The sequence below is a fragment of the Rhodococcus sp. IEGM 1318 genome (assembly GCF_033142465.1).
Lineage (GTDB): Bacteria > Actinomycetota > Actinomycetes > Mycobacteriales > Mycobacteriaceae > Rhodococcus_F > Rhodococcus_F qingshengii_B.
Map to the genome: position 1 here is coordinate 260,912 of NZ_JAWLSC010000011.1, position 14,339 is coordinate 275,250.

18 protein-coding genes and 1 pseudogene are annotated in these 14,339 nt (G+C 61.3%); 9 read left to right on the forward strand and 10 right to left on the reverse strand.

Features of this window, described 5'->3' with window-relative positions; genetic code table 11:
* The first annotated feature begins 171 nt into the window (after positions 1 to 171).
* Positions 172 to 300: a hypothetical protein gene (locus R4P65_RS24540; RefSeq protein ID WP_003945944.1), complete on the forward strand. Its 129-nt coding sequence runs from the start codon at positions 172 to 174 to the stop codon at positions 298 to 300.
* A gap of 114 nt (positions 301 to 414) precedes the next feature.
* Here R4P65_RS24540 and R4P65_RS24545 read toward each other — a convergent pair whose 3' ends face one another.
* Positions 415 to 786 (reverse strand): hypothetical protein, encoded by a 372-nt coding sequence (locus tag R4P65_RS24545; RefSeq protein ID WP_317828469.1) that lies wholly within the window; start codon positions 784 to 786, stop codon positions 415 to 417.
* 522 nt (positions 787 to 1,308) lie between these two features.
* Here R4P65_RS24545 and R4P65_RS24550 point away from each other — a divergent pair.
* Positions 1,309 to 2,544 (forward strand): cytochrome P450, encoded by a 1,236-nt coding sequence (locus R4P65_RS24550; RefSeq protein WP_317828470.1) that lies wholly within the window; start codon positions 1,309 to 1,311, stop codon positions 2,542 to 2,544.
* Positions 2,541 to 3,104, forward strand: a complete 564-nt coding sequence (locus R4P65_RS24555) for a helix-turn-helix domain-containing protein (protein WP_317828471.1) — start codon at positions 2,541 to 2,543, stop codon at positions 3,102 to 3,104. The genes R4P65_RS24550 and R4P65_RS24555 overlap by 4 nt, the downstream gene beginning before the upstream one ends.
* A gap of 117 nt (positions 3,105 to 3,221) precedes the next feature.
* Here R4P65_RS24555 and R4P65_RS24560 read toward each other — a convergent pair whose 3' ends face one another.
* From R4P65_RS24560 to R4P65_RS24575, 4 genes are all read right to left on the reverse strand, one after another.
* Positions 3,222 to 3,842, reverse strand: coding sequence for an L-threonylcarbamoyladenylate synthase (locus R4P65_RS24560; protein ID WP_019747165.1), 621 nt, complete (start codon positions 3,840 to 3,842; stop codon positions 3,222 to 3,224).
* Between the two features lie 26 nt (positions 3,843 to 3,868).
* A complete protein-coding gene (locus tag R4P65_RS24565; protein WP_230815026.1) occupies positions 3,869 to 4,294 on the reverse strand; it encodes a MerR family transcriptional regulator in 426 nt (141 codons plus the stop codon).
* 35 nt (positions 4,295 to 4,329) lie between these two features.
* Positions 4,330 to 5,829: a SulP family inorganic anion transporter gene (locus R4P65_RS24570; RefSeq protein ID WP_317828472.1), complete on the reverse strand. Its 1,500-nt coding sequence runs from the start codon at positions 5,827 to 5,829 to the stop codon at positions 4,330 to 4,332.
* Between the two features lie 197 nt (positions 5,830 to 6,026).
* Entirely contained in the window at positions 6,027 to 6,320 is a 294-nt protein-coding gene (locus tag R4P65_RS24575) for a hypothetical protein (protein ID WP_317828473.1), read from the reverse strand.
* Between R4P65_RS24575 and R4P65_RS24580 the strand changes: the two genes are divergently transcribed.
* The 3 genes from R4P65_RS24580 to R4P65_RS24590 all read left to right on the forward strand — a co-directional run bounded on the left by R4P65_RS24580 (position 6,314) and on the right by R4P65_RS24590 (position 7,704).
* Positions 6,314 to 6,505: a hypothetical protein gene (locus R4P65_RS24580; RefSeq protein WP_317828474.1), complete on the forward strand. Its 192-nt coding sequence runs from the start codon at positions 6,314 to 6,316 to the stop codon at positions 6,503 to 6,505. The genes R4P65_RS24575 and R4P65_RS24580 overlap by 7 nt on opposite strands.
* Positions 6,506 to 6,588: 83 nt before the next feature.
* Positions 6,589 to 7,227, forward strand: coding sequence for a hypothetical protein (locus R4P65_RS24585; RefSeq protein ID WP_317828475.1), 639 nt, complete (start codon positions 6,589 to 6,591; stop codon positions 7,225 to 7,227).
* A 306-nt stretch (positions 7,228 to 7,533) separates the two neighbouring features.
* Positions 7,534 to 7,704: a hypothetical protein gene (locus tag R4P65_RS24590; protein ID WP_317828476.1), complete on the forward strand. Its 171-nt coding sequence runs from the start codon at positions 7,534 to 7,536 to the stop codon at positions 7,702 to 7,704.
* A 31-nt stretch (positions 7,705 to 7,735) separates the two neighbouring features.
* Here R4P65_RS24590 and R4P65_RS24595 read toward each other — a convergent pair.
* From R4P65_RS24595 to R4P65_RS24605, 3 genes and pseudogenes are all read right to left on the reverse strand, one after another.
* Positions 7,736 to 8,479: pseudogene (locus tag R4P65_RS24595) on the reverse strand (HNH endonuclease family protein); the annotation flags it as partial.
* Positions 8,480 to 8,524: 45 nt separating this feature from the next.
* Complete coding sequence (locus tag R4P65_RS24600) at positions 8,525 to 8,923, reverse strand: pyridoxamine 5'-phosphate oxidase family protein (protein WP_317828477.1); 399 nt, start codon at positions 8,921 to 8,923, stop codon at positions 8,525 to 8,527.
* Between the two features lie 109 nt (positions 8,924 to 9,032).
* Positions 9,033 to 9,401 (reverse strand): hypothetical protein, encoded by a 369-nt coding sequence (locus tag R4P65_RS24605; protein WP_230815032.1) that lies wholly within the window; start codon positions 9,399 to 9,401, stop codon positions 9,033 to 9,035.
* Positions 9,402 to 10,105: 704 nt separating this feature from the next.
* Between R4P65_RS24605 and R4P65_RS24610 the strand changes: the two genes are divergently transcribed.
* Positions 10,106 to 10,588 (forward strand): hypothetical protein, encoded by a 483-nt coding sequence (locus tag R4P65_RS24610; RefSeq protein ID WP_317828478.1) that lies wholly within the window; start codon positions 10,106 to 10,108, stop codon positions 10,586 to 10,588.
* Between the two features lie 7 nt (positions 10,589 to 10,595).
* On the opposite strand, the gene R4P65_RS24615 is transcribed toward R4P65_RS24610, so the two are convergent.
* The gene (locus tag R4P65_RS24615; RefSeq protein WP_317828479.1) at positions 10,596 to 11,519 is read right to left on the reverse strand and encodes a DUF2797 domain-containing protein; all 924 of its coding nucleotides are present in this window, start codon (positions 11,517 to 11,519) and stop codon (positions 10,596 to 10,598) included.
* Between the two features lie 92 nt (positions 11,520 to 11,611).
* Entirely contained in the window at positions 11,612 to 12,274 is a 663-nt protein-coding gene (locus R4P65_RS24620) for a DUF305 domain-containing protein (protein WP_317828480.1), read from the reverse strand.
* A 145-nt stretch (positions 12,275 to 12,419) separates the two neighbouring features.
* Between R4P65_RS24620 and R4P65_RS24625 the strand changes: the two genes are divergently transcribed.
* Together R4P65_RS24625 and R4P65_RS24630 are read left to right on the forward strand one after the other, a co-directional pair.
* Complete coding sequence (locus R4P65_RS24625; protein WP_317828481.1) at positions 12,420 to 13,007, forward strand: helix-turn-helix domain-containing protein; 588 nt, start codon at positions 12,420 to 12,422, stop codon at positions 13,005 to 13,007.
* A gap of 45 nt (positions 13,008 to 13,052) precedes the next feature.
* A complete protein-coding gene (locus R4P65_RS24630; RefSeq protein WP_317828482.1) occupies positions 13,053 to 14,189 on the forward strand; it encodes a GIY-YIG nuclease family protein in 1,137 nt (378 codons plus the stop codon).
* Positions 14,190 to 14,339 lie beyond the last annotated feature (150 nt).

A 14,339-nucleotide genomic window follows, 5' to 3' on the forward strand; every position in this document is an offset into this window, starting at 1 on the left:
AAGCGTTGTCCTAATCGCGCATTGTTACTCGTGGGTTCCCGCTGGATGAGATGTGAGTTACGTCCCACTTGGTGGCACCACTTTAAAACTCGGCTGTCTTACGTATATTGTGAGCGCCGTTACATACCGGGCGCGCGGACCGCGTACACATTCCATGATGAGGAGATAGACATGGGTTCCACAGCAGACGACCTCAAGGCTTGGGAAGCAATCGGCAAGGGCATCGGCGGAGTTGCCGGTCTCTTCGCTGGTGTTATCGCAATCATTTCTGCAGTCACCGCTGCGCAGTCGCTTTCCTGATCCGTTTTTCGGATAGGTAGCACTCCGGCCCGCGACCTGAAGGCATTGCCTTCGGGGCGCGGGCCGGAGGTTTATCCGTACCCGAGTATCTGTGTCTTGCAGGAACATTCATCTTTATGGTAGGTCGACTGCCGCTGCTATATCCACACCTTCTTCGTAGACCTGGGGCCCGAAGTTCGGCAGCGGAGTGAAGTCGAGTGTCGCTTCCGAACCGCGGTAGTGGCGGAAGTAGTAAAGCGATCTGTCCGGCCGGACCAACGTGTCGGGTTCGGTTGTCTTCCAGGCCCAGTGGACGTCTGCTCGCAGAATCTCCGACAGCCGCAATATGTTCTTGCAGCCGTGCCTTTGTAGCCCAAGACATTTGAGCGTGTCGACGTCTCGTAGTTGCCCGTCGCGCGTCCACCTGGATTCGTAGACCAGAGCATCGAGAACCACATGGTATGAACCCGCTTGAGCGACGCCGTCAAGTAGAACCTCCCAGTCCAATCCTGTTGCGTGTTAGAGGTATTCGTTGGCGTCGATGAGTGCTGCCCGCGCGACGGTGTCGCGGTATCGACTCACGTAATCGTCGTAGGCCTCCACCTGTCCGTGCGCGATCCGACTCTCCGCGTCGCGCGGTTGCCAATCGATGATCGTCGCCGGAAGGTCGTGCAGCTCTTGCGGAACGTGACCCGAACTTCACTGTCCGACATCGATCGAGTGAAGGCGCCGTAAGAATTGCCGCTCTTGTCCTCGCTGCGTCCGTGCCAGTGGTTGAGGCTGAATGCGCTTGTCTTGCGGGTGGACCCGGCGGAACCGGTGTTGTCGTAGAGGGCAACCTCCCGGCCTTGCCCGATGTGGTGCAGGCACCAGTCTCTGATGAAGGGGAGATGCTCGCGGGGAGCAGGACCGCAACCACTGCGCGTCGTCCGGAGTGCTCTGCGCGGATGTGAGTTGCTCGATACTGATCGTAGGAACGGTTGATCGTAGAACGTTGACACATCTGACTATTTGTCTCATAGTCGAGTCATGCCAACCGCCGTGTCACAATCGCCACGATTTGTTCCTTCCACCGGGGAGTCCTGGCGTTCGCCGTGGGCAATGTACGACGCATTGCGCGAGAACGATCCTGTTCACAATGTTGTGCCGGAAGCTGCGGCGCAGGACGATTACTGGGTGCTCACCCGTCACGAAGACGTCTACAACGCTGCTCGCGATTACGAGACATATTCGTCGGCAAAGGGATTGACCACTGTCTACGGTGAACTCGAGCAGATCGGGATGCAGGACAATCCGCCGTTCGTGATGCAGGATCCGCCCGCGCAGTCGGAGTTCCGGCGCATGGTGTCGAAGGGGTTCACCCCGCGTCAGGTGTCGGCGGTCGAGCCGATGGTCCGCGAATTTGTCGTCGAACGTATCGAGGCGTTGAAAGCGCGTGGCAGCGGCGATATCGTCGTCGAATTGTTCAAGCCGTTGCCGTCGATGGTTGTCGCACATTATCTGGGTGTGCCGGAATCGGACCGTGATCAGTTCGACGGCTGGACCGAGGCCATTGTTGCTGCCAATTCGGCGGGTGGTGTGGCCGCAGCGGCGACGACGGCGCAGGCCGCCACCGGTGAGTTGATGATGTACTTCGCTTCGCTGATCGAACGCCGCAAGGTCGAACCGGGTGACGACACGATTTCGCACCTACTGGCCGCTGGGCTCGGTGAAGAAGGCGACATGTCAGGCTTACTGTCGATTCTGGGCTTTGCCTTCACTATGGTGGCCGGTGGAAACGACACCACAACAGGAATGTTGGGCGGATCGGTGGCGATGCTGACCGAACGCCTCGACCAGCGTCAGATCCTGTTGGACGAGCCCGCATTGATCACTGACGCAGTCGACGAACTGCTTCGACTCACCTCACCGGTCCAAGGTCTGGCACGCACCACGACGCGGGATGTGGCCTTGGGTGGCAAAGTGATTCCGGCAGGACGCAAGGTTTTGCTGATGTACGGTGCGGCAAATCGTGATCCCGACAAGTACGGACCCGACGCGGCGGAGTTGGACGTCTTGCGCCGGCCACAGAAGATTCTCACCTTCAGTCATGGCGCCCACCATTGTCTGGGTGCGTCGGCCGCTCGGATGCAGGCACGAGTTGCGTTGGAAGAGTTGCTCTCCCGGATTCCAGACTTCCATGTAGACATCGACGCGATGCAGTACGCACCCGGCAACTACGTCCGCCGTCCGCTCACCGCCCCGATCTCGGTTAGCCGGCCGTGAGCAACGACTGGCTCGGTGAGGGCCGCGCTTTGGCAGCAGCCGAGAAGATCCTCGACAGCGCGGCACAATTGTTCGTCGAAAAGGGCGTCGCAACGGTCGGTATGGCGGAGATAGCGTCTGCTGCAGGATGTTCGCGGGCCACCCTGTATCGGTACTTCGAGAATCGGCAGGCTCTACACATCGCGTTCGTTCACCGCGAAGCTCGCAGACTGGGAACTGCGATCGCGGAATCGGTAGCAGCCATCGACGATCCGAGCGAGCGCCTCGAAACGGCGATGCTCGCGGCTGTGTCCGCGGTACGCAGCACGCCGACGTTGGCTGCATGGTTCACCCCGGGAGATGCGAGTCTTGCCGGTGAACTTGCCAATTCATCGGACGTCATCAACGGACTGGGGGTTGCGATGCTCGGTGAGACCGGTGCCGAGGTAGCCACTCGAGCACGCTGGATCGTGCGAGTGATCCTCTCGCTGCTCATGGTGCCGGGGGCGGACCAGAACGACGAGCGAGAGTTGGTGCGTGAGTTCGTTGCTGCGCTGTTGACCGCAGGAAGGACCGCCTGATCATCCCTTCCGGGTGATGTGCGAGACCATCTTCGAAGAGAGGGCGATTCCGCTCCTCGTCCATCGATGCGTGGCTCGACAAACGTCCACCCCGAAACACGAAGCTGATCTGCGCGGTCATTCGAAACGAGAAGGATCTCCCGCTCCGACGCGCACGATCTCGGGGGCACCGGACGAATAGTCGACGACCGTGGTGGGTTCGGTTCCGCAGTCACCCGAGTCGATGACCGCGTCGAGTTGGTGGTCGAGTTCTTCCTTGATCTGCCAGCCGTCCGTCATCGGCTCCTCGGCGCCGGGCAGCAGAAGGGTGCTGGAGAGGATCGGCTCACCCAATTCCTGAAGGAGCGCACGCACGACCGGGTGGCTGGGAATGCGCACCCCGACGGTCTTCTTCTTGGCGTGTGCCAGCCGCCGCGGAACTTCCTTCGTGGCGGGAAGGATGAAGGTGTATTGGCCCGGTGTGGCCGCTTTCACCGCCCGGAACGCCGAGTTGGTGACGTGGACGAAGTGCCCGAGCTGCGCGAAGTCGGCACAGACGAGCGTGAAGTGGTGATCCGACCGCAGATGGCGGATCTCGCGGATCCGATCGGTGCCCGAGTGATTGTCCATTCGGGCGCCCAAGGCATAGCAGGAATCGGTGGGGTAGGCGATGACCGCGTCGTTGCGCAGCATTTCGACGATCTGGCTGATCGCGCGCGGCTGCGGGTTTTCGGGATGTACGTCGAAGTATCGGGCCATCAACCCAGCTTAGTTCAGCCGGCAGATCACGAATGCCGTTCACCGTTCAGACTGTGGTCGGCGAGCAATCCTGTCAGTTCTTCGGCGTAGGCGAGTTGCTTACGCAAGTGTATGCAGCTTGCTTCCGCTCGGGTATGGCAGGCGGTGACGAATTCGGTTGCACCGGTTCGCATCGATGCGTCCGAAGCTTTGTCACCGAGCACTGCCAGAGAATCGAGGAGCTGTTTCATTTCTTCGAGACTGAATCCGAGCGGCTTCATTCGTCGGATCACCAGTAGCCGCTGGACGTCGGCCTCGGTGTACAGGCGGAAACCTCCGGCGCTCCGCTCGGACGGGGTCACCAGACCGACCTCGTCGTAATGACGGATCGTCTTGATCGACAGTTCGGTGCGCTCGGCAACCTGACCGATCTGCATGTTCTGCCCCTGGCCCGCGTGTTCCGGCTCAGACATCACTCCCACTTTCGTCGCGCTCGGCCTCCATCCTCTCAGTGACTGTCGCCCAGACGACCGGACAGGCGCAGATGGCGCTCGGCCGACGCGCCGTCGAGGCCCACGATCTCGACCTTCTTTCCTCTGGTCGCGTACTTGGTGGTGACTGCGTCCAGGGTCGCCACGGTCGACGCGTCCCAGATATGAGACTCGGAGAGATCGATGACAATGTTCTTCGGGTCGCCGGCGTAGTCGAACTGGTAGATCAGATCGTTGCTCGATGCGAAGAACAACTCGCCCCGAACCGCATAGACGCGGGTGTCCTCGTCCGGATGCGCTACGTCGACAACTTCGGTGAGGTGCGCGACGCGGCGGGCGAAGATCACCATCGCGGTGATCACTCCGACGATCACGCCGTAGGCAAGATTATGGGTGGTGACAGTGACGGACACTGTGACCAGCATGACCACTGTTTCGCCGATCGGCATGCGGCGCAGTGTCTTCGGATTGATGCTGTGCCAATCGAAAGTGCCGACCGAGACCATGATCATGACGGCCACCAATGCGGCCATCGGAATCAACGCCACGACGTCGCCGAGGCCGACCACGAGTATCAGCAGGAACACGCCTGCGAGGAAAGTCGAAATCCGAGTGCGAGCGCCGGAGACCTTCACGTTGATCATGGTCTGGCCGATCATCGCGCACCCTCCCATGCCTCCGAAGAAGCCGGTGACGATGTTCGCGACGCCTTGGCCCCACCCTTCTCGGGTCTTGTTCGAGTGGGTATCCGTGACGTCGTCGACGAGCTTGGCGGTCATCAACGATTCGAGGAGTCCGACGAGCGCCATCGCCAACGCGTACGGAGCAATGATCGACAGTGTGTGCACGTCCAGAGGGACGTCGGGGAACAGGAGCGTCGGCAGGCTCGACGGAAGTTCGCCCTCGTCGCCGACGTCGGGAACGTCGAATGCGAAAACGACTGTGGCGGCGGTCAGTAGCACGATCGCCACCAGTGGAGCCGGGACCGCGTTCGTCAGTTTCGGCAAGAACACGAGGATCAGGAGGGCGACGGCCAGGAGTGGGTAGACGAGCCACGGAACATCGATCAGATGGGGGAGTTGGGCGATGAAGATCAAGATGGCCAGTGCGTTGACGAATCCCACCATGACGCTGCGCGGGATGAAACGCATCAACTTTGCGACGCCGAGGAGGCTCAACACGATCTGGAGAAGGCCGGCCAGAAGGACTGTCGCAATCAGGTAGTCGATTCCGTACTCGCGCGTCAGAGGAGCGACGACCAGTGCGACGGCGCCGGTGGCCGCGGAGATCATGGCAGGTCGTCCGCCGACGACGGCGATGGTCACAGCCATTGTGAACGACGCGAACAGTCCCACCCGCGGATCCACCCCGGCGATTATCGAGAACGAGATCGCTTCGGGGATCAATGCCAATGCCACGACCAGTCCGGCCAAGACTTCGGTTTTGAGTCGGCGAGGTGACCGAAGCGCGGCCCGTACCGAGTTGTCGTTGGTGGATGAAGCGGTGGTTACTGCCATGAGATTCCGTCCTGACGAGGTTCTCAGACTCTACCCTCCCGTAAGGGTAGAGTGTGAAACGGAGAATTGACAGCGCCTCTTACCAGATATCTACCTACTGAATGCTGCGCTGCTAGCGGCCTCTTTGCCGGTGGAACCGCGGTGGCCGTGATTCCGGCGACCGCGGCACCCGTTGTTGAAACCACGTCGACAACTTTTCAGGCCACGTGCCGCGCAGTTCCGAGTGCGTTCTCCGAGCCGTCGTCAGACGGAAAGCCTGCCACGGTGCGGGTTTCGGCTTCTGCGGTCGTAGCGCCAGGTCGAGTCTTCGACGTCGACCTAGATCCGGGTAGCGTCCAGATCCCGAACGATGTGAGCGGCGCAATCGTCAAGAAGATCTCACGTTTGAAGATCGATCTTCCGATTCCGGCCAACGCAGAGTTCGTCTCGGCGACGGTGACCGATCCGGGCAATGCTGTTGCCGGGAAACCTGCTTCGGTGGTTCGTGTCAACGAAGACGGCACTCCCGCAGCGGACGGTCCGACTCCGATTGTCCGGCGCAAACGAAGCGATCGGCAACAGTCCGTCATCGTCGTCGGGTGCGCACGGCGGGCTTGCGATCAATGCTCAGTCCGGTGCCGAGACGAACATCGGGGACATTTTCTCGAAGCTGCCGACGGGTTCACTCGGAGGCTGAGTCACCTCGTCAGGCTGGGAACGTCGACGTTTCGGCTTGAAATACGGGTGTGTGATCGAATACTGGAATGACAGGTTCGAATCGTGCCGAGTAGCCGCAACCCCGGCGTTCCCTATTTTTCGCAATGGGAGTCTCCTGAGCTTGTCGACGACATTCTGTCGGGCCGGATCCGGACGGAAGACGATCCGGCCTGGTCTGCATCCGGCGCAAGTACTCCGCAGGACTACGCATTCTGGTCGTGGCGTGGATGCGGGATCGCCTGCCTTCGAATGGTATTGGCGAATTCGGGAGTTCTGCCGCCACCGGCAATGGTCCTCATGCGAGAACTGGAAGCTGCGGGTGCATACCGGCGAGACGGTGATCGGGTTGTCGGAATGATCTACCAGCCGTTCGTCGAGTACCTCTCGACACAATCATGGGGCCTCGAGGCAACCTCCGTCGCTCCACTACCTTTGGATCAACTCAGCGATCACCTGACCGCACCGGATCGTTTCGCCATGGTGTCCGTGCATGCTTCGATTCGTGATGCGGAATCCGGTACGCCCCCGCCGAGTCGGATCGGCGGTCACCTCGTTCTGGTCACCGATTGCACCGACGAGGGCGTGACGTTTCACAACCCCTCCGGTAGGACGAAGGAAACGCAATCCGATGTATCGATGGGATGGGAGACGTTCGATCGGTATTTCGCGGAGCGCGGGATACTTCTGACCGCGCACGGATGAGGTCGAGGGTCTCGAACGCTCGGCGCGCCGATGCCGTCGTTCGTCTCGAGTTTTCGACCACTCGTCGCATCAGTCCACGAGCAGGGACTTTAGCCCCCCGGCAATTACCTACCACTCGGTATATTCTGCGAAGGTACGGACTTCGTGAACCGATGTGAGTTGGCTCCGGGGGACGTGCCGGCCTCGCAGGACCGCCCGCAAAGTCAGCCCGGTGAGGCCACCAGAAGTTCGCGTATTTCGACAGATTGCCGCTGGGTCCGTCCGCTACGAGGGGAGCGGACGGACCTGACAGCACGAGAGAGTGCCATGCCTGAACGTGGTCAAAGCAGAGTAGACGCGGGGATCATCGCTGTTGTCGCGATCATTACCGGTGTGTTCGTCGCGGTGACCGGTTACGGTCTGGTTGCAGCGCTGGCCACCGTGTTAGGCCTCGCGCTCGGAATGGCGATTGTGCGGTATCTGATCAAAGGCCGCTGATCACTGGCCGAAGATCACCGCGAAAGTTTCAGCAGGTCGCGAGAATGTCTGCGATGGTGTCGTGTTCGGCTTGGGTGACCCACAAACCGTATGCCGCTTTGACTTCCACTTGAGCAGTCACGTACTGGCAGCGGTAGGCCTTGTTGGGTGGCAGCCACGACGCCGCGTCGGAATCCGACTTCTTCTGGTTCGTGGGTCCGTCGACAGCGCGCAGGTTTCGAGGGTCGTTGGCGAGATTGGTTCTCGTTTGCGTATCGAGCTGTTGTGCGCCCTTCTGCCAGGCGTCCGAGAGTGCGACAACATGGTCGATCTGGACTGCAGAAGACGTGTCCTGGCCGCGAGTGAACGCGATGGTCTTGTTCGTGTACGGGTCACGGAGCGTTCCGGTTTGGACCGAGCAGCTTTTGGAGCCATCCTTGAATGTCAGGTCGGTGAGGTCGCGGCGCAGGATGTCGTTGCGTGTATCGCAGCCGTTGTGGCCGAACTCGACGGTGACGTCGTCCGTCCAGGCCGTACCGAACAGGGCGCGGTCGTATCCGGTCTTGGGTGCGCGTCCCTTGATCGGGATCTGCGCCAGCAGTTCAGCTGTGGCGGACGACGGCGTCGAGGCGCCGGCCACAACCGTCGTCGTTACGCCGGATCCGATTCCTGAACCGAGAGAGGATGTTTCGGGTGCTGCGGCCTTCGAATTGGCGCAGCCTCCCAGCACGATCACGGCAGCGATGCCGATGGTGACGCCGGTGATGCCGCGCCTGTGATGTGCCGTGCGTGCCATGTGTGAGAGTCCATTTCTGCGAGAGATGAACTACAAGTATGTCATTCACGACATTTCGGGCCGAACCGGCACTGTCTGTCGGTCCGGTCGAAGGAGCCACCGAGTCACCGGGACCGAGATGAGAACCCGCGGGCCGTCGGGAGTCTCGTCCGCGGCATCCCAGTCGTCGTACTTCTCGCCGAAATGTCTCAAGAGATCGCCGAATTCGCCGACGTCGTGATGAATTGTCCCGAGTCCCTGTGCGACCCACGGGTCGCGTGTGGAGCCGTCGACCGCCAACGAGACCCGAGGGTCGTCCAGCAGGTTCCGAACCTTCCGATTCTTTTCGGCGCTCGGAATCCAGAATGTGTTCTGACGCAGCAAGAACCAGACTGGAGTCGTGTGCGGCGAGCCGTCACTTCGGAGGGTGGTCAACCACACGCAAGGAGTGTCCGCGATAGTCACGGTCTCAGTATCGGTGCCCGCAAGTCGTATGCAAATCGATGGTGCGAAACGAACAAGGCCCGGGTGTCGCCGTTCGGCGATCTCCGGGCCTTGTCGAGGAGGGGAAGCTTCAGATCTCGATCTTTGGGGTCTGTTCGCCCAGCTTGTGGCGAGCGAGTGCCAGGTTCCCACGTGCGCGGTCCAATACGAGGTACACGAACAGCGTCGACAGCCCAGGGGTCTCGAGTACACGAATGAGGTGGTACTGGCTGCTCAGGGTAATCAGAATGTCTTCGAGAGTGTCGGTAATCCCCAAGTTACTCATCGTGCGGAGCTTTGCTCGCACCACCTCGGAGTTGCCTGCGCCGGCGTACTCGAGGCTGAATGACGGGTTGCCGCTCATACCGAGAACCATGCCGCTGTCGGCGTCGACTACGGCTGCACCGCTGGCGCCGTCGATGCGCATCAATTCGCCGAGGATTTTGTCGATGTTGCTCATTGCTTCTCCTTGGTAGGGCAGAGCCGCGCGGGGCGACTCCAGGTGATGCTTCGGTGGTGAAGTCATCGGTACATTTCGAGGTGGAATCGTTGGTTGCGGCATCGGCGGCGGGCCAGACGGCAACGGTTCAGCTTGTGAGATTTGAGGACTTGTTCCGTTCGGTGCAGATGAGCGGCCATTCGACGACTCGAATTCGTCGATTCGGTCGGCGGGTAGCCAGCCGTCCCCGGAGGGTGTGTCGAGTGGCCATCCGGTGTCTGGCGAGTAGTCCGGTGTCGGCGACTGGAGTTGCGGGTAGACCGGCGCGGTCAGCGGCCGCTTGTACGGAACCGGTTGACCGCCCGCGTCGGCGACGTTCGCGAACCACGCGGCATACCCGGGGTCGCTGCGATCGAGGTTTTGCCCGCGATCGTCGTCATCCTCCCGGGAACCTCGTCGACGAAAAAGTCCCACTCGTTCCAGCCCCTTAAAGACGAAGTATTTCCGATCGGAGCGTTCCGGATGAACGCGGCAGATCGGACAATCCCACCCATAGTTACTTTTTAGTTAAGTCACGGTAGTATGGGTTCGTGGAGGGGGCATACAGTCCAATCGAGCAGTTGGGCGGACGAGGCTCCCGGATTCGACGGTCCGCATGGACGATTCTCGCCGGCAGGTTAAGCCGGTCCGTTCATACGCCGGCTGCCCTCTGGCATCCTTGAAGGATGAAGAAAACGATCACCGGGTTCATCGGTGCCTGCTCGCTGGTGGCGCTGGTCGCCTGCGGTTCTGACGGAGACAAGCCGACCGAGGTCGGAACACTTACTTCCTCCCCTTCGGCGACTACCACGGCGACTACCACGGCGACGCCGACGGCGTCATCCGAGGCTCCGGCGACGTCGTCGGACCTGACTACCGAGGCACCGTCGGTCGAGTCGAGCGCTCCGGCGGAGATTCCTTCGGGCCCGAATGCGAGCTCGGCGCTGCCGCGGACCTACGCGCAAGCCTGCGCCGACGTACTCCGGTACCTCGACGCGTACCAGCCTGCAATCGATCAGTCGGGCGAGGAAATGGGTATGACGCGTGAATCATTGGCAAACGACATGATGACGTCCATCCAGGCTTATCCGGAATGGTCGAGCCTGTCTGCCGACGAACAGGCCGAGGTCACTCGCGGATTCGCCGCAGCGACCGCAGGAAGCTGCTGATTTACTTTCAGAACAACGATTCCTGAATCGCCACGCCAGGGGATACGAACTCGCCGACGGTGATGGTTCGACCGACCAGTCCGGACACGTCCGCGACAAAGCGTGGTGATTCAGGGTCGGGGTCGATCCGCAGCGATGCGATCGAACCGGCAAGGCCCTCCAAATACAGAGAATGCTCCCCGGACTCGAAAGTGTGCGGATACGCGATCAACGGTGCCGCATCGAAGACCACGTCGGCACACGCCGGCGCCGTCCATTCTTCGGGAACCTCCAGGATCTCGATTCCGTCGATGTCCGACCCGATGTCATTCAGGTCGTCTTTGACAGACGACACGAAGTGATGCAACGACTTTCGGAGTTTTTCGCGATCCAAAGATCCCGTCAGTGCTTCGATCTTTCGAGACGTACGTATGGCCTGGCTCAAGTGGAATTCTTCCGACACCCGGGCTTCGAGCGAACGGATGCTGTAACCGTCCGTCGACCGCGCTACGAACAATGCACAGACCGCTCCCTGCTCGGCGACTCGCGGATGCTTGCGGAACTCGGACGCCGTCCCCACCTTCATCTGACCGCCGGCGAATACGTCGACGTAGAGCCATTGTGGTTGTGCGAGGTAGGTACGCACGTTCGGATGAATGTGCGCGCCGCTGACGTGTGCCTGATGAACTGTTGTGAACCCCTCGCGATTTCGGCATCGGTCGCATTGGCCTCCTGCGGTGACCATGGCCCCGCGGTCGCACGGCGAGTGCCCCGGACCTTCGGCGGTGAGATCTCGCCAACCGAGGCAACGGCGGCCCTTCGCCTTGTCGACGGAGAATCGCAGTACCGAGTCGTGAGTGAAGAAGGTCGTAGCGGAAGTGGTGTCGTCGACGCAGCGAATCCGCGGTGCTGTCGGGTTCGACCAGTCGATTCCGCGAACGAGCAGGGTCATGATGAAGTGCCGATTCTTTCTGGACGAGGCGTCGTCGCGGTTGGCGCTGTAGTTCGCAGGTCGACACCTATCGTAGTCAGTGCACACGCGGGTCAGTGCAGTGGTTGTGCCCCACGTTGTCCGAGCATCAGCGCCATCAGCCCGGATTCCTGACTCTGGGTGTTGATCATGTCGCGGGCGGACTGTTTCACTGGCCCGCTCTCGAGTAGGGCATCGGCGGCCAGCGCCATGGCGATCCCGCCGCGGTGGTGGCGTTCCATCAGTTGAAGGAACAGGACCTCGGCATCGCTGCCTCGAGCGGCGCCCAATCTCTCGAGTTCTTCGGTCGTAGCCATTCCTGGCATGACTTCGGCGTCGGTCTCGATCGCAGTGGGTGCCGGGTGATGATGGCCATCGCCCGTGCCGCTCGCGGATGCTTCCATCCACTCCATCGGCGTTCTACTGTTCGGTGGCACATCCGCCAGTCGGAGCCAGCCGAGCATGACGCCGATCTCGGTTCGCTGAACATCGTCGATCTGCTGGGCAAGCCTCGTCACCGCCGGGTTCACATCAGGACTCAGACGCGCGAGGATGAAGAGGGCCTGCTGATGGTGGGTTGCCATGTCGTGCACGAATCCGATTTCGGTTTCGCTCAGAACAGCTGTCTGCGTGTGGTTCTCGGGCGCGAGCAGGGGACGCAATGCTGCGCCGAGTACGAGCAGCATCAGTGCCGCAGCCACCAGCGCGACGGCTTTGACCGACCGCGTAGCCGTCATGATCCGACAGTCGTTTTCTGGTTCGAGGGCGGCAGCACGGAGGGCAGGCGCGTGTTCGAGCGCTCACGACGGTCGGGTCGGGGTGTGAACCGGTGTCGGGCCGCAACCAACCGGACAATGCTGTCCGGTTGGTATCGTAGTGTGCGTGACATCGTCTGGCCGCGTCAATAGCGGATCCCTCAACAGAGGGCCGAGAGACGCGGCGCGCAATCGTGCGGCGCTCGTCTCAGCAGCACGCGAGGTGTTCGCCACTCAGGGTTTTGCTGCTCCGCTCAGCCTGATCGCCCGTACTGCAGGAGTCGGCCAGGGCAGCCTCTACCGGCACTTTCCCACGCGCGAAAGCCTTGCGCTCGCGGTGTTCGACGAGAACATCGTCGAGCTGCAGGACTTGGCTGCCGATCCGGATTCGACTCTCGACGATCTTTTTCGTTTGTTGGTCGACCAGATCACTACCTCGATCGTGTTCGTGGAGGTCATCAAGCCTGTCTCCTTCGGCGACTCTCGACTGAATTCGGCCGGCACACGTTTGACCGATCTCCTCGAAGGACGTCTCGAGGAGGCGCGTCGAGCTGGGAAGATACGCGAGTCCGTGACTGCTGAGGACGTGATCCTGGCGATCGCCATGTTTGCCGCGATCATGGAACGGACCGCCGAGAGCTCGCGAAGAGAAGTCGCGCACTCAGCGTGGAACCTTCTTGTGCAGGGACTGGCCGGGCCGGCAGCGGCGGGCTGAGTCGCGTTCGCCTCGCGTCTCGAAGTGATCGCCTAGGCTCGTGCCATGGCTATTGTCTGGACAGTTCCTCGCGCTATCGGCTCCACCCTGCTCGTTGCTCCGTTGATCAAGGAGTTCCTTGTCGAGGGTGACGGCACCCTCGATGCAAAACTGACTGCGGTCGGTACGGTCTCTGCATCTCTCGAGAAGCAAGTCGGCCGCACGTTCACCTCGATCAGCGCTGCTTCGGCGGCAATCTTTTCCGGTGCTGCCGGTTCCAGTAGCGTGCCCGACGCACTTCGTCTGGCCGTGATGCGCACTCTGTCCACCGAGGTCGTCGTCAGGAAGCCGGCTCCGCAGCCGTTTACCGAAAAGGTCGGGAAGAGGCTGGGGCAGTATGTCTTTGCTTTGCGCGACCCGCGCAACGACCAGGTATTTCATGTCGGGCACGGCACGGGAAACCAAGTGTTCGCGCCGGTATTCGAAGCGCTCGGTGAACTCGCGAATCTCGAAGGAGCGGACGGCCCAGCCGAGTCGAATACTGCTGTGACCGCAGCCAAGATCGCTCGGATCCGCGAAATTTACGACGCGGGGTCAGCGGTGGAGCACTTCGTACTCCTCCGCTCGGTCTCCGCCGCCACCGATTCGGCCGCCACAACCGGAGAAGTCGTCTGCGGAATCGTGGAAGCCTTGCGGATCACCGACGCGGGAGACGGCCTGACCAACCTCGCTGGCGATACCTCGGAAAAGGACGCCCGTGCGACCCGCGTCGAGGAACTCGCCTTGCGGTACTCGGCGGATCCCGCGCCGGAACTCCCGACACCGAGCATCGTCCTTCATGTACCGGCCTCCTCCCGTCCGGGAGCAACGCCGGAAGAGATCTACGAACTCGCGCGCGCCGAGTGGTCTGCCGGTGCGGCTGTCCGCGCCGAGATCGGCATCCCGGTTCTGGTGTTTGCGGACAGCATCATTCGTGGTGCATTCCGTGCTCAGTCATGGGAGGTGTCCACCCGCAATGCCGACGGAAGCCAACTGTGGCGGTTCAACGGAACCGTCGACGACGAGCTTGCTGCCAAGTACGTCGGAACGGAAGTCACCCCCCACAACGTCGGCCTGAAGAAGTGGCCCGTCAGTGGTTGGGTCACGAGGTTGACCACCGCCCGTCCAGGTGCGGCTATGCCGGGACCTCGTAAATCCAAGTAAGACAACAGTTCTAGGCAGGTAACACTGTGGGGGGGGGTCCCAACCGCTCACCCCCCCCCCCGGTTGTTGGTTTGTGACAATTCGGCGCGATCCCCGCAAAAACCCCCCCCCAAAGCAGGTCTACCCGCCTCCCCCCCGGCTGAAATAAAC

Excerpts from the sequence above, each read along its gene's own strand:
- R4P65_RS24540 (WP_003945944.1), top strand. The coding sequence starts at position 172 with ATGGGTTCCACAGCAGACGACCTCAAGGCTTGGGAAGCAATCGGCAAG.
- R4P65_RS24550 (WP_317828470.1), top strand. The coding sequence starts at position 1,309 with ATGCCAACCGCCGTGTCACAATCGCCACGATTTGTTCCTTCCACCGGG.
- R4P65_RS24560 (WP_019747165.1), bottom strand. The coding sequence starts at position 3,842 with ATGGCCCGATACTTCGACGTACATCCCGAAAACCCGCAGCCGCGCGCG.
- R4P65_RS24565 (WP_230815026.1), bottom strand. The coding sequence starts at position 4,294 with ATGTCTGAGCCGGAACACGCGGGCCAGGGGCAGAACATGCAGATCGGT.
- R4P65_RS24570 (WP_317828472.1), bottom strand. The coding sequence starts at position 5,829 with ATGGCAGTAACCACCGCTTCATCCACCAACGACAACTCGGTACGGGCC.
- R4P65_RS24590 (WP_317828476.1), top strand. The coding sequence starts at position 7,534 with ATGCCTGAACGTGGTCAAAGCAGAGTAGACGCGGGGATCATCGCTGTT.
- R4P65_RS24605 (WP_230815032.1), bottom strand. The coding sequence starts at position 9,401 with ATGAGCAACATCGACAAAATCCTCGGCGAATTGATGCGCATCGACGGC.
- R4P65_RS24610 (WP_317828478.1), top strand. The coding sequence starts at position 10,106 with ATGAAGAAAACGATCACCGGGTTCATCGGTGCCTGCTCGCTGGTGGCG.
- R4P65_RS24615 (WP_317828479.1), bottom strand. The coding sequence starts at position 11,519 with ATGACCCTGCTCGTTCGCGGAATCGACTGGTCGAACCCGACAGCACCG.
- R4P65_RS24620 (WP_317828480.1), bottom strand. The coding sequence starts at position 12,274 with ATGACGGCTACGCGGTCGGTCAAAGCCGTCGCGCTGGTGGCTGCGGCA.
- R4P65_RS24630 (WP_317828482.1), top strand. The coding sequence starts at position 13,053 with ATGGCTATTGTCTGGACAGTTCCTCGCGCTATCGGCTCCACCCTGCTC.